Source organism: Methanogenium marinum (assembly GCF_028912405.1).
Classification (GTDB): domain Archaea; phylum Halobacteriota; class Methanomicrobia; order Methanomicrobiales; family Methanomicrobiaceae; genus Methanogenium; species Methanogenium marinum.
Genome location: NZ_JAKELO010000002.1, coordinates 514,270 through 528,198 on the forward strand (window position 1 = coordinate 514,270; position 13,929 = coordinate 528,198).

14 protein-coding genes are annotated in these 13,929 nt (G+C 49.2%); 7 read left to right on the top strand and 7 right to left on the bottom strand.

Going from position 1 to position 13,929, the window contains the following annotated elements; all coding sequences use genetic code 11:
- Position 1 precedes the first annotated feature (1 nt).
- Positions 2-592, bottom strand: a complete 591-nt coding sequence (locus tag L0665_RS02915; protein ID WP_274924208.1) for a pyruvate kinase alpha/beta domain-containing protein — start codon at positions 590-592, stop codon at positions 2-4.
- Positions 593-708: 116 nt separating this feature from the next.
- Here L0665_RS02915 and L0665_RS02920 point away from each other — a divergent pair, with 116 nt between their 5' ends.
- The gene (locus L0665_RS02920) at positions 709-1,875 is read left to right on the top strand and encodes a redox-regulated ATPase YchF (RefSeq protein ID WP_274924209.1); all 1,167 of its coding nucleotides are present in this window, start codon (positions 709-711) and stop codon (positions 1,873-1,875) included.
- Positions 1,876-1,999: 124 nt separating this feature from the next.
- On the top strand, positions 2,000-2,320 hold the full coding sequence (locus L0665_RS02925; protein ID WP_274924210.1) for a hypothetical protein: 321 nt from the start codon (positions 2,000-2,002) through the stop codon (positions 2,318-2,320).
- A gap of 12 nt (positions 2,321-2,332) precedes the next feature.
- Here L0665_RS02925 and L0665_RS02930 read toward each other — a convergent pair whose 3' ends face one another.
- From L0665_RS02930 to larB, 4 genes are all read right to left on the bottom strand, one after another.
- Positions 2,333-3,676, bottom strand: coding sequence for an MATE family efflux transporter (locus L0665_RS02930; protein ID WP_274924211.1), 1,344 nt, complete (start codon positions 3,674-3,676; stop codon positions 2,333-2,335).
- A 44-nt stretch (positions 3,677-3,720) separates the two neighbouring features.
- A complete protein-coding gene (locus L0665_RS02935; RefSeq protein WP_274924212.1) occupies positions 3,721-5,019 on the bottom strand; it encodes a hypothetical protein in 1,299 nt (432 codons plus the stop codon).
- 62 nt (positions 5,020-5,081) lie between these two features.
- Entirely contained in the window at positions 5,082-5,597 is a 516-nt protein-coding gene (locus tag L0665_RS02940) for a nicotinamide-nucleotide adenylyltransferase (RefSeq protein WP_274924213.1), read from the bottom strand.
- Entirely contained in the window at positions 5,584-6,366 is a 783-nt protein-coding gene (larB, locus tag L0665_RS02945) for a nickel pincer cofactor biosynthesis protein LarB (RefSeq protein WP_274924214.1), read from the bottom strand. Before larB ends, L0665_RS02940 begins: the two co-directional genes overlap by 14 nt.
- Positions 6,367-6,412: 46 nt before the next feature.
- Here larB and L0665_RS02950 point away from each other — a divergent pair, with 46 nt between their 5' ends.
- From L0665_RS02950 to L0665_RS02965, 4 genes are read left to right on the top strand one after another with little or no spacing between them, the layout of a single operon-like run.
- Positions 6,413-6,763, top strand: a complete 351-nt coding sequence (locus tag L0665_RS02950) for an ABC transporter permease (RefSeq protein WP_274924215.1) — start codon at positions 6,413-6,415, stop codon at positions 6,761-6,763.
- On the top strand, positions 6,760-7,989 hold the full coding sequence (gene hisS, locus L0665_RS02955; RefSeq protein WP_274924216.1) for a histidine--tRNA ligase: 1,230 nt from the start codon (positions 6,760-6,762) through the stop codon (positions 7,987-7,989). The genes L0665_RS02950 and hisS overlap by 4 nt, the downstream gene beginning before the upstream one ends.
- Complete coding sequence (locus L0665_RS02960) at positions 7,980-9,788, top strand: DNA topoisomerase VI subunit B (RefSeq protein ID WP_274924217.1); 1,809 nt, start codon at positions 7,980-7,982, stop codon at positions 9,786-9,788. Before hisS ends, L0665_RS02960 begins: the two co-directional genes overlap by 10 nt.
- Positions 9,775-10,863 carry a DNA topoisomerase IV subunit A gene (locus tag L0665_RS02965; protein ID WP_274924218.1) on the top strand — a complete coding sequence of 363 codons (1,089 nt, stop codon included), beginning with the start codon at positions 9,775-9,777 and terminating at the stop codon, positions 10,861-10,863. The genes L0665_RS02960 and L0665_RS02965 overlap by 14 nt, the downstream gene beginning before the upstream one ends.
- 628 nt (positions 10,864-11,491) lie before the next feature.
- Here L0665_RS02965 and L0665_RS02970 read toward each other — a convergent pair.
- Positions 11,492-11,947, bottom strand: coding sequence for a DUF5814 domain-containing protein (locus L0665_RS02970; protein ID WP_274924219.1), 456 nt, complete (start codon positions 11,945-11,947; stop codon positions 11,492-11,494).
- Positions 11,944-12,567 carry a DUF2150 family protein gene (locus L0665_RS02975; RefSeq protein ID WP_274924220.1) on the bottom strand — a complete coding sequence of 208 codons (624 nt, stop codon included), beginning with the start codon at positions 12,565-12,567 and terminating at the stop codon, positions 11,944-11,946. Before L0665_RS02975 ends, L0665_RS02970 begins: the two co-directional genes overlap by 4 nt.
- 161 nt (positions 12,568-12,728) lie before the next feature.
- Here L0665_RS02975 and L0665_RS02980 point away from each other — a divergent pair, with 161 nt between their 5' ends.
- The gene (locus tag L0665_RS02980; protein ID WP_274924221.1) at positions 12,729-13,928 is read left to right on the top strand and encodes a tRNA sulfurtransferase; all 1,200 of its coding nucleotides are present in this window, start codon (positions 12,729-12,731) and stop codon (positions 13,926-13,928) included.
- Position 13,929 lies beyond the last annotated feature (1 nt).

Consider the following 13,929-nt stretch of genomic DNA (forward strand, 5'->3'; position numbering starts at 1 on the left):
CTCAGCGGTTCCGTGGCATAGCTACGATCTCACGAACCTGCAGGTCAAAGTATCGGGCCGTATTTGCGGGGAGGACAACACATACCGTATCAGCGCCCTGTGCCGTGCCACCCACTGCAATCACTTCTTCTGCTACCGGGACTTTCCCCTGATCTGCGGCAATGAGCGTACACTCCACAGCCACCTTCAGTCCAATTGCTATCGTCCGCCGGAGGGTCTCAGCCACAGTATCAGTTCGTGATCCACCACCTATTTTTGGGTTCGCTGACAGTGCGCGTTCAAGGCCTGACAGAACATGTGTCCCCATGATAACATCCGCACCCTCTTCTTTGAAATATGGCAGATGTGCCTCATCAAATTCCCACACTCCCGGTTCACGGAACCCGACAAGATGAGTTACCACAACAAGGTGAATACCGGTGTTTTTCATTGCCTCAGCAAATATCTTCGCTGTTTTCCCGGTGGTGCTTGCAACAATAATAGTGGATATTCCAAGTTCCTGTGCACGCGTTACCGCAATTTTTGCAGCATCGTGTGAATTTTCTTTTCCCGGCCGGTCAAAGTAAAATACCGTTTTTTCAGAAAAACTCATGATAACATTTTTTGCATCTTATCATTTATACACTGGTACTACAATCAGATACCATATGCATAGGCACCAAAATTGCCTGAGATATGAATCAATATTGAAGAAGTGAGGAGAAATTAATGCTGAAAATTGCTATTGCAGGAAAACCTAACTGTGGAAAATCAACGTTTTTTACCGCATCCACACTCGCGCCTGTCGAAATTGCAAATTATCCGTTTACCACGATTGATGCAAATACCGGCGTTGCCTACCTGCGTGTCCCATGTGCGTGCCAGGAACTCGGTGTGCAGTGTGACTATTGTTCAAACGGTGTCCGATTCATCCCGGTTGGAATGATTGATGTTGCAGGACTGGTGCCTGATGCCCACGAGGGAAAGGGACTGGGAAACCAGTTTCTGGATCACCTGAAGGATGCAGATGCCATCATCCACATCATTGACGGCAGCGGCGGAACAGACAGTGAAGGGAACCCTGTCGATTTAGGATCTCACGATCCAAATGAGGACATCGGATTCATCGAATACGAAATGTCGATGTGGGTTTACGGAATTCTCGATAAGAACTGGTCAAAGTTGCAGCGTTCAACACAGCAGCGGAATTTTGACATCCTTGAAGCTGTGACTGAGGCACTGGCCGGCCTTAAAATATCCTATGAAAACATCCGCGATGCTGAACGCAATGCAGAGATTGATCTGAAAGTATGCACCAAGGAAGAACTAATTAAATTCTGTTCCATTCTCGTGCCCCTGAGCAAACCAATGGTAGTGGTTGCAAACAAAGCAGACCTCACATCAGAAGAGATGCGCAGCCAGCTGAAAGATACCGGCATCTCATTTGCTTCAGCAGCTAGTGAACTTGCACTGCGAAAGGCAGCTGAGGGTAAATTCATCACATATCTGCCTGGAGATCCCACCTTTGAAATTCCACCCGGGTCAAACCTCAGTGATGCCCAGAAGAAAGGCCTGATGGCAATTCAGGGTGTAATGGACGTACTCGGTGGAACCGGTGTTCAGCAGGCAATCAATGGCTCTGTCTTTGATCTCCTGGATATGATCGTTGTCTACCCGGTGGAAGATGAGAACAAGTTCTGTGACGGAAAGGGCAGAGTGCTCCCGGATGCTTTCCTCATGAAGCGCGGCTCAACACCCCACGACCTTGCCTACCAGGTTCACTCCGATATCGGGGACAGATTCCTGTATGCGGTTGACGCAAAGACAAAGATGAGAATCAAAGAAACCCATGAATTGCAGACAGGCGACGTTATCAAGATCGTCTCAACCAAATAGACAATTTCTTTTTTTTTATGATAATCACCGTGTGATTTCCCGACCAAACCGTGCCTGAAGCATATGGTTCACGCCCAGACATCCACAAGAAATATAAACCATTAACAAAAATGTTCTGTTAATTATGGGCGGAGAGATATTTCAGGCTCAGGTGATCAGAAATTTCTTTGAGACGATCACCGGCCCTGACCGGAATATGACACGAATCTTCATGTGCGTTGTCAGTACGGCAAAACTCCGGATGGAACCGCCTGAGAGAATAACATTCCTTGTGGATCAGATTAAAAAATCCAAACAGAAACGTGAACTCTCCATCGATATCATCGATTATATGTGCGAGGCAGCAATCGACATCGACATCACATCGGTGATGACAGCATTCGGGGCGCAGGAAGTGGCCGGGATTGCCGATGATATCGGCGACATCAGTTTTAGCTCCCTCTGACAACCAAATATCCTAAATTTTAATATTTCTCCATTTTCCGGACCGAAACATCAGATAGAGTGCAACGGTCTGAACGAGAATACCAATCGCCATTGCATACCAGACTCCCACAATCCCTGTTCCTGTGAGATCCGGGATAATCAGCGCAAGTGGCACCTGAACCAGAAGATAGGAGAGTAACGTTGCATACATCGGTTTTCTGGTATCACCTGCACCGTTCAGGGCAAACGAAAGGACGATCGCGATGGCTATCAGCACGTAAAAAGGTGATATAACTAAGAAATAAGAGATTGCATACGGATTCGACAGACCACTCGGGTCAAAGAATTCAGTGATTCTGGCACCAAACATCAGGAATAAAACCGTGATTACTGCCATGAAACCGGCATACAACTCCAGTGCCTTCCATGCAGACGCTTCAGAACGATCCGGATCTCCTGCACCAAGATTCTGCCCAACCATCACCGCCGCTGCAGTTGCTATCCCAAACCCCGGCATGAGCGCAAGCATCTCTATCCTGCTGACGATGCCAAACGCCGAGAGGGCAAGCGTGCCATATGAAACAATGATGATGTACATTATGAGATAGGACACACTCCGCACTCCCGACTGAACCATATTCGGAACAGCTACCCGCAGGATTCGACGCATAAGACAGACATCAGCTTCTGCCTGCCGGGTGAACTCCATCTGCCTGTTCAGAGGGCCTAGCAACATCACTCCAATACCAAGCCCTACAGCCCGGGTAATGACCGTTGCCGCTGCAGCACCGGAAACACCCATCGCCGGTGCAATACCAATCCCAAATATAAGGACTGGATTAAGGACGATGTTGAGCAGATTGATGACCAGAATGATGAGAAGAGGTGTTTTTGTGTCACCAATACTCTGGAAGAAGGCCGAGACAATCCAGAATTCAACAAGCGTCACAATCCCGAGGGAGAGCACCCTAAGATATGCTGCCCCCTCAATGACAACCTCTTCCGGTGCCCCGAACAACTCCAGCAGATCTGTTGCAAAGAGCGTGCCCACAACAGAGATCATCAGAGAAAAGATAAGACCGAGAATGAGTGCCTGAATCAGAACACGACCGGCATACGGATAATTTCCCTCTCCATAATAACGGGAGACAAAAGCTGTCGTCCCTCCGGACAGTCCGATAATAAGGGTCATCAGAACAAAGATAACTGAAATTGAAAGGCCCACACCCCCAATTGCCGCTGGGCTGAGCCGTCCGACAAAAAAGAGGTCGACAACCTCTACCATACCCTGAAGGATATTGCCGGCAACAAGGGGTGCCGCGATAATAATAAGGGAGCGGGAAATTGGGCCTTTCGTCAGATCAATGGATTTCATATCCCATTCACCGGCCAAAACCGGTCTCCCGTTTATCGTGGCATTCAGGTAAATTCAGGTATCTGAATAAGGCTGACATGCACACCCTCACCTGCCAGATGATCAAGAGTTTGCCTGAGATTTTCCACCATCCCAGGAGCTGAGGCACGAATTCCATCGATGACATCCCGAATATCATTGATCTGAGCAGCATTCGCGGCAATCTGTTCATTCAGCATCTGGATTTTCTTTTCCATTGACTCTTTTTTTCCAACAAACGGAAGATTCTTCAGGTCATCTGCCACCCGTCGGTTCTCCACATCCAGTTCCTCTATCCGTGCAATGGCATCGGTCAATGGAACAATAAAAGCATCCTGTTCAGAGAAAAGGGACATTTCATCCTTGTTTTTTATAAGTCCATCATTTTCACGGATAATCCGGGCAAGTCGGGGAAATAGTGACGGATAGGCAGCAAGTCCCTGCACCTGTTCTACATAATCCTGAGACTCCAGCCCATTTCGGACAATATTCAGAAGTTCAATCGTCTCTTTATCCCCGGAAAGTTCACAGGCATGAACCGCCTTTCTGAATACATTCGCAGAACGGGAGATAATCCGTTTATAATCCACATCCGCTTCACGGAATTTTCCCTCACTGATTCTCATCTGTGCCATGAGTTCATCATACTCCACAGATTCAGCTCCTTCACCATATGCCTGAAGATCACGTCCCAGGGTGGAAAGTTCTGCCGTCATTGCATCGTTTTTCTCTGCCAGATGTACAGCCAGATCCTGAACTTCTGCTAACTGATTCTTCTTTTCTGATATGAGAGTATGCGCTTCAGTCGCCTCATCTACCCACCCGGACTGTTCCCGCGTTTTGGTAAGAACACCCGAGAGCGCATTGATTTCACGTCCGATAACATCAGTCTGGATGCGTATCTCCTTCAGCGGCGCGGGAAACACATTTCCAATATAGCGGCCCGGCCCTTTGGTATTCTTTGCAATCTGTGAGATGAGTTCAACACAGTCATCATAATATTCACCAGGAACATCAGAAACAGACAGAGAGAGCGTTTTCTCCATTGCCGCAGCATAACGGGGCACGCCCTGTTCAACCACCCGGAGCAGTTTGGGATGGAGAGGAACATTCTCATCGGGTTTTGCATCTTTCAGTTCATCAACTGTTCCCTGCATCTCCTGAAGTGCGGCACAGACACGGGGGCGCGATTCCCGGACTGCGCTGTCTGCCTCATCATGAATACCATGTTCTTTTTCCAATATCCATGCAGGAATATACGGAAATGCAAGTTCAATCTCTTTCGTTTCCGGACTGCGCTTCAATAATTTGTCAAAAAAACCCATATTCATCCCTGTAAAAATCGTTTCAGCATCTCTCTTTTATTCCGCATATGCCCAGATACCGGTTAGTCACTTCCCGACACATCATGCAACCGTCTGACACCATCGGTTTCATTGATGACCCCCGCTACCACCGGCGGAACAAGGGATTGCCAGTCTTCCCCTGCAAGCATACGCCTGCGGATCTCTGTCCCACTGTAATTCTCCCGTTCATACATCTCCGGGGAGATGACTTCCGTCCCGGATTCACGAAAGAGACGGACAACCAGTGGATTTGAAGAATACACCTCATTAAAGGGAGGAGAGATAGACCGCGCATGTGAGACCCAAAGCGCATTTCGCTGAATGTCCTCAATAGGTATTACATAAAACGGCAGAGACACAGACTCCTCCAGCGCATGGGTGACCATCAGCACCCGTTCACCAGCAGTAAACGGATTATTGGGAGAATGACTCAGCTGGGCACTGCCGATGCCAATCACAATCTCATCCACCTCTTCAGCGATGTGTTTTATGACAGACTCGTGGCCATAGTGGTATGGCTGGAAACGGCCTATGTAAAAACCCCTAATCTTCTCCATTCTGTGCACCCCGTGCAATCTGTGCGGCAAATGCGCCCGCAGTAAACCCGGCATCAATATTGACGACAGCAATCACCGAACATGACTGAAGCATACTGCCAAGGGCAGCTTCTCCCTGGCCCATATACCCATACCCGGTGGATACCGGAACCCCTATCACCGGACGGCTGACAAGCCCTGCAACAACAGCAGGCAGTGTCCCTTCTCTCCCTGCAGCGACAATATAAGCATCAGCGCCCTGCATCTGTCTGAGTGCAGGAAAGAGGCGGTGGATGCCGGCAGCACCGACATCATATGCCGTTATTACCCGGCATCCCATTTCCTCTGCGATGATCCGCGCCTCTTCTGCCACCCGAATGTCAGACGTGCCTGCAGTGAGAATACCGACCACTCCACCATGGAGAGCCGGCGCCGGAAGGCGGTATGCCACCAGTGCCCGTGCGGCAGGATGGTAATCACAGGAAAATCCCTCCTCTGCTGCAACATTCCTGATTTCATCACTGACATCTTCCGGCACCCGGGTTGCAATGCATCTCCCGGTCTTCCTGACCATCATAAGAATAATCTCAATCAGGTGGGCGCGGTCCTTTCCTTCCCCCAATACAACTTCAGGAATTCCACACCGCACTGTACGACCGGTATCAATCCGTGCAATTTCTCCAAGTGCTTCGATCTGAAAGCCCTGGATCTCCTCTTCAGCATCGCTGAGAGAAACATCCCCGGATTTGTATGCGTTCAGAACATCCCTGAGTGTCGGATGCGGATTCATGGCTGATAATTATCATATTGGTATACGTGAAATAACTACGTATTGCATGGCATCAACATACCTTCTCTATGTAACCATCTTCGGAGTCATCGGGGTGGCATTCCTCTGGCTGCGTGATGCACGGATTTTTTACCGAACTGGCGACCAGACGTATCGAAAGGCTGCATATATGGGGGTACTCTTCACCGCATTTGCTTCGATGGGGATCTATTTTGCATACCAACAGGCTGAATTTCTTGGAATGGGCATTGTACTCATTGCATTATACCTGCAGGGAAGAGTGGAGCGGAAAAAACTCTTTGGCCCTGGTACCACCGCAACAGATCGGTTACTGGGAACAGTCCCAATAAAAATATCCAGGGAAATAAACCCCAAAAAAGGAGATAAAAATACATGATACAGCGACCACGAGGCACACGGGACTTTCTTCCCGACGAGATGGAATTCCGCCGGAATACCGAGATGAAGATGCGAAAGGCAGCACGGCAATGGGGGTACCGTGAAGTGTGCACACCCACATTTGAGACACAGGAGCTCTATACCATCCGTTCAGGAGAAGGAATCATCAAAGAAATGTACACCTTCGAAGATAAAGGCGGACGGGCACTGGCACTGCGTCCGGAAGGCACCGCTGCCGTCCTTCGGATGTATGTGAATGAAGCAAAGGTGCTAGCAAAACCCCTTCGCTGGTGTTACCTCTCCGACTGTTACCGCTATGAACGCCCCCAGAAAGGGAGATACCGCCAGTTCTGGCAGTTTGGTGCAGAACTCATCGGTGCCGACACACCAGAAGGGGATGCTGAGGCAATTCTCCTCGCAGATGACATTCTGCGTGCAGCAGGCGTCACCTATGATCTCCATGTCGGCCATCTCTCCCCAATGCGGGCCATCCTCCGGGATTTACCCGAAGACCGAAAGAGGACTATCATGGCCCTTCTTGATAAGAAGAACATGGAAGGACTGGAAGAAACCCTCGATTCATGGCACCTGGAAGACCTGGAGTCCTCATTAAAAGGGCTGCTTGAAGCTGACACAACAGACGATGTCTTTGCAATTACCGGTCCTATTCCCGAACAGGAACGGATTGAATCAATGGTCAATGTGCTGGAGAACGAAGGCACCGTGTTCCGCCAGAACTATGGCATCGTCCGCGGGCTGGATTACTATACCGGCATGGTCTTTGAAGGATTTGCAGAAAATCTCGGGGCAGAAAACCAGATCATCGGCGGAGGCGCATACCGCCTCGCCCACCTCTTCGGCGGCGACGACGTTGGTTCATGCGGATTTGGCATAGGATTTGACCGGGTGATGGTTTCCCTCGGTGATGTGCCAGTCCCTGATGAAACCGTTGTTGCAGTGCTCTATACCCCTGAAGCACGTGAGTATGCCTTCTCTCTCTCACGAAAGTTCAGGGACACAGGATTCAGAACAGAGATTAACCTGCTCTCCCGTGGCATCGGCGCACAGATGAAACATGCCGCAAAGACTGCCCGCTATGCTGTTCTTGCCGGTGACCGGGAGATGCAGAGTGGCACCGTAACCCTCAGAAACATGAAAACGGGAACCCAGAAAGAGTGCAGTGTTGCAGAGGCACTACATGGGGTGAGCCAGGAGTGGCAATAGCCGAGAAACTGGCATCACAGCAGAAGAGCATCAGTGTTGCAGAATTCTTCGAAAAAAACAAACACCTGCTGGGATTTGATTCACCGACCCGTGGCATCATCACCACCATCAAAGAGGCGATAGACAACTCCCTGGACGCCTGTGAAGAGGCAGAAGTACTTCCAGACATCTGGGTATCCATCACAAAACTCACGAAAGAGACAATCCGGATAGCCGTAGAGGATAACGGGCCGGGCATTGTCCCGGACAATGTCCCATATGTATTTGGAAAACTCCTCTATGGATCCCGATTTCATCAGATACGCCAGAGCAGGGGGCAGCAGGGCATTGGAATATCAGCAGCAGTCCTCTTCGCTCAATTGACAACGGGGGTCCCCGCACGCGTCATCTCACGGACAGGCGCAGACAAACCGGCCTATCTTTTTGACCTGATGATCAGGACAGAAAAAAACGAACCGGAAATCATCAGAAAGGAGGAATATAACTGGGACCGGACACACGGCACACGAATTGAGCTTGAATTCACCGGCTCGCTTGCTGCCAAACGACGGCTCATTGATTACCTGAAATATACAGCAGTGGTAAATCCGCATGCGCGGATACAGGCTGATATCGACGGTGAATGGCATTCATTCGAACGGGTCAGTGACGAGATCATCGTATCACCACAGGCAATTGCCCCGCATCCGTACGGAATTGAATTCGGCACCCTAAAACGGATGGCTGCCATTTCAAAAGACAATGTGCATGAATTCCTCATAACAGGATTTTCCCGTGTGGGTCTGAAGAGTGCAGACCAGATGCTGAAGATAGCCGGCATTAAGGGTACACGGAAGGCAAAAGGCCTCTCATCAGAACACCTCAAGACACTTCTTGCGGCCATGCAGGAAGTGGATGTACCTCCACCTCCCGCATCTCTCTGCCTCTCTCCGATAACCGAGGAGATGATCGTGCAGGGACTGGAAAAGGAATTTGAACTGGACTTTGTGAAGGCACGGACCAGAAAGGCACAGGTCTTCTCCGGTCACCCGTTCATTGTAGAAGCAGCCATTGGCTACGGCGGCAAACTGGATCAGGAAGGACAGGCACTCCTCCTGAGGTTTGCAAACCGGGTTCCGCTGCTCTATCAGCAGGGGGCCTGTGCAGTCACGAATGCCATTGCAGGAATTAACTGGCGGTCGTACAACATCTCCCAGCAGTCCCTCCCGATCGGGCCCATCCTTCTGCTGGTCCATGTGGCCTCGACAAATGTGCCTTTCACATCTGAATCAAAAGATGCAATCGCAGCCATCCCTGAAATTGAAAAGGAAATAACACTCGCACTTCAGGATCTGGGAAGGGAACTGAAGAACTTCATCAACAAACGGGACCGCAATAAACTCGCAGAAGACCGTGCCCGTGCAGTCTGCTCCATCATTCCGGATATTGCAACGAAGGTCGCAGAAATTGTTGAACTCCCTCCCCCCGACATATCGCCGATTGAAGGACAGATCATGCGCAGGGTAGTGGCAAAGAAAAAAACGGAAGATGGGATGGTAGGAGTCTCTGTCACAAACTACACGCGAAAACCAATAGAGGTGATGGTCTACAGCCTCTCTGAAGACAATCAGGAAGAAGCAGTACCAAAACCAGATTTCATCGATGTCATCGGGAGTGAATTCAATGCAGTCTGGCGAATAACAATTGAACCGGAGTCCGCATGGAAGGCCACATATCCCGGAAAAGGGAGAGGGACTATTGATATCCGCGGTGTGGATGAGAAGATGAAAGTGGTGGTGGATCTCGATGGCATATACTGAGAAAGACAAGGTAACACAGGAACGGCTGGTATCCATCGCTGCAGACTGGTATGGGCAGATGGCAGGAGGGCAGGTACCCTCAATCACCCTCCCCACACGAACAAAGGCAAACATCGAGTACGATGCAAAGACCGAAGTCTGGAAGTACGGCAGCAAAGGAACAACACGGACGGCAAATTCCGCAAAGAGCGCACTGCATATCCTGAAGATGGCGTATGTCGTCGGATTTTTAAAACAACAACTCAACGAATCCCGGTCATCAACGCTCAGGGAGATGTACTACATCTCAGAAGGCTGGAAACGGGCAAAGTTTGCAGCACAGGATGAGAGTAATATGCTGGTCGAAGACCTTGAAATCGTCACCAAACTCTCCCGGGAAGCTTTCCATCTGCGCCCGGAAGAGGATGGAGCGTCCATCTACGGGCCACTCCACCTCCGTGAACAGACCAAGAGGGGGAACCGTGATATCCACTGTCAGGAGAATGTGGGGGAAGCGGGATATCCCATCCCTTCAAATGTTGAGAATATCAAGTTTCTCGACCACGACGCGTCCTTCATTATTGCAATGGAGACTGGTGGTATGTATGCCCGTTTAATGGAGAACGGATTTGATGAAGAACATAATGCCATCCTTCTTCATCTCAAGGGACAACCGGCACGTTCTACCCGCCGCATGCTCAAACGGATGAACAATGAACTGGGCATTCCGGTAGTCATCTTCACCGATGGTGACCCCTGGTCATACCGCATCTTTGCAAGCATCGCCTATGGTTCAATCAAGGCAGCGCATATGTCAGACATACTTGTCACACCGGCGGCCCGCTTCATCGGTGTCCAGCCAAGTGATATCAGTGATTATAACCTGCCGTCAGATACGCTCACAGAGGGTGATACGGCGGCCCTGAAAGCAATTCTTACCGACCCACGGTTTGACACCGAATACTGGAGACACCAGATCAGGCTTCAGCTTGAGATAGGTCTGAAATCAGAACAGCAGGCCTTTGCAAGCAGGGGACTGGACTATGTCACCAAAGAGTATCTCCCTACCCGTCTGAGCGAGATGGGGATACTCTAGGTCACCACCTCTGTCTTCTTAATTTGATTTTTCAGGAGATGAAATAAATTCTGAGGCAGTCTGCCACCCTCATCACGGAAGCAGTACTTTCCATCTGAATTCCCTCTCTTGACATTTTCGGTTCATTTTTTCGTATCTCTCATTTTAGGATTCGTTTCTTTCAGAAGAGACCATATATTTCCTTTTTTTTGGGTGAAAACACAATAATCCTGACAGTAGAATATTCCCACAAATACCTTTCGCGAAACGTGAACAGGAAAAAGGCTCTTCGCTGAATCGCATGGGTCAATGTTTCAGAAATTCTCATTTTCAATTGGTGTGAACACATTTTCAGCACGCACAAAACCCCACGGAAAAATGGAACAGAAGGGAAAAACTGCCCACCTCTCCTATGTGAACCATCACACCCGGGGAATGGTTACAGAGAGGGGCACCCCCTCCCCTGCTCTTCATCAGAAACATGAGTAAATGGAATTACAAAGGAATGGAAACTACAATGAAATACGTAAAAATTGATTTAGCGCATATTTTGCCACACACATGGAACAGCGAAGAACCAAGAAAATAATAAATACCATTAAAAATGGATAGTATCCGGAATTACGACACAACAATGAGAAAATAAATATTATTTTCCTTCAATCTCACGTATCGAATCGACTGTTTTCTGCAGAAGTTTTTCTTTCCCCTCAATCCGTGCCACATCACGTATCGCTTCAAGGGTATGCACACTATCTTCCAGGAAACTCAGAATATCAGCAGGGTAAATTTCCACCCCATAATCATCCATCAGTATTTCACTGATATGCCGGTGGTCAAGTCCAAGGCTGCGGAGTTCAAGAATTTTCATGGCAAATTTTCTCTCAGGGCATCCGCACTGGGGTGATTCCTTGCATTTGCATTCAAGAAAATCTTTGTAAAATTGAATTATCTGTGACCGCAGTATACGGTCAAGGGAATCATAGTCCAGAGATGATACAAGGATATCCATGAATGCCCCGTTAAAGGCAAATTCAGGCACACGGTATCCTGCTATCCTCTGGAGTTTTTTTGCGTTCCTGAATCTGGCCTTCGCGGCGATCAAATGCCTTCTCCAAACTGTTCTTCAAAGTTTTTGAGTGATTTGAGTCCATTCCCGATATCATCCACCTCAATCAACCAGTCATCAAAGAGCGTCGGATCATCCATCTCCCCCCGGAGATATTTACCACAGCACGACCCGCCCTGGATGACAAGCGCACAAACATTCGCTGCAGTTTTGAGGGCTTCTTCTGCCTGGTCTTCCCCCAGTGTTCTGCCGTATTTTATGAGATCTTTTACCACACCTGTGGCAGTGCCGTCGATGACTGCCTTGCATCCGGCAAAGAGTACTAAAAAGCGCATCTGAACACCAGAGACGATATCAGCGAGGTCACTTTCAGGCAGCGGTCCCATGACGATCTCCTCAACTTCCTCAATCTTCCTTTTGGCAGCCTCTCCGCTATAATTACCAAGAAGGAAGAGTTTGATTATTTTCAGGACGGATACATTGATATCTTCAGTGAAATTATTGAGTGACTGCAGTCCTTCCGGCATATCCTCTGAATCTTCGTCATACTCAAAACTCATCTCCTCAAGTGTCTTAATCCAGTTATCCCACCGTTCCTGTGTATAAAAATAATACAGGACTGACTGTGGTTCCACTTTATCCTTCTTTTTCGCCATAGTAAGTACTCAATTGTATATCTGCGCTATTAGTGTTTTCGCGTTGCCCTTTTTTTACCCTGCCTGAGGTAACAATCTACTTTGCCCGTTGGTACCAATGTATCTCCGGTTATTGCCGGCCTGCGGACAGCCGAAAGAGATGAAACATAATGGAAGAAAATATGGAAACACACGAGGCTGTGATGGTACGATATGGTGAGCTTTTTTTGAAGAGCGAATCTGTCATGAAATATTATATCAATATCCTGACAAACAATTTGGCTGCAGCGGTCAAAGCAGAAGGGCTGGAATGTTCAATTAAACCGCACAGGGAGAGAATAATCATAACAGGAGATGATCCGGAGAAGATTGCACGGGCTGCATCACGGGTCTTTGGCATTGTCGGAGTGAGCAGGTGCGTTATGACACCGCCGGACCGGGACATAATCGAAGAAACAGCTGCCCGGCTTGCAGCGGAAAAACTTACTCCCGGCATGTCATTTGCGGTTCGTGCAAAAAGGTCCGGCATGAAAGGGTTTACCAGCCGGGAACTGGGGGCCTCAACGGGCGCACGAATCATTGATCGGTGTCCCGGCATCCACGTCGACCTGACATCACCTGACTATGAGATCTTTGCGGAGGCCCGGGTATTTGGAGGAATCGTCTATGACAGCCAGATACCCGGACCGGGGGGCCTTCCTCTCGGCACACAGGGCAAGTTCCTATCTCTCCTCTCTGCAGGAATTGACTCCCCGGTTGCTACATGGATGATGATGCGCCGCGGATGTGTTCCCGTATTTCTCCACTGCGATGGTGGCCGGCATGCCGGTGCAGACGTCCGCAGTACCGTAGATAAGAATCTGGCCACCATCTCCACCTGGTGCCCGGGAAAAAACGTTCAGATGACAGTAATTCCCCTTGAGCCATTCTATGATGCACTTCTTGGTTCTGACATCCTCAGAACCCGTTGTATCCTCTGTAAACGGTTCATGCTCCGGTTGGCCACAGAATTTGCCAGGCAGGAGAATATCGCTGCCATTGCGATGGGCGACAATATCGGTCAGGTGGCAACACAGACTCTTGCAAACCTTGGAGTGGTACAGGAAGTGGCAAATCAGGCGACACCCATCCTCCGCCCCCTTCTGACCTATGACAAGGAAGAAATAATCCTCCGCGCCCGGATGATCGGAACCTTCCGTGACAATGCCGGTGATCTCGGGTGCACCATTGTTCCAAAACATCCCTCCATTGCAGCAGATTCTGAAGCGATACGCATTGACGAATCACACATTGCACTCGATGAATTGCTAACAAATGCTCTGGCCAACGCTACCATTGTCGAGGCACGCAATGGAGAAATCATTGAATATCCGCCTCAGTAAA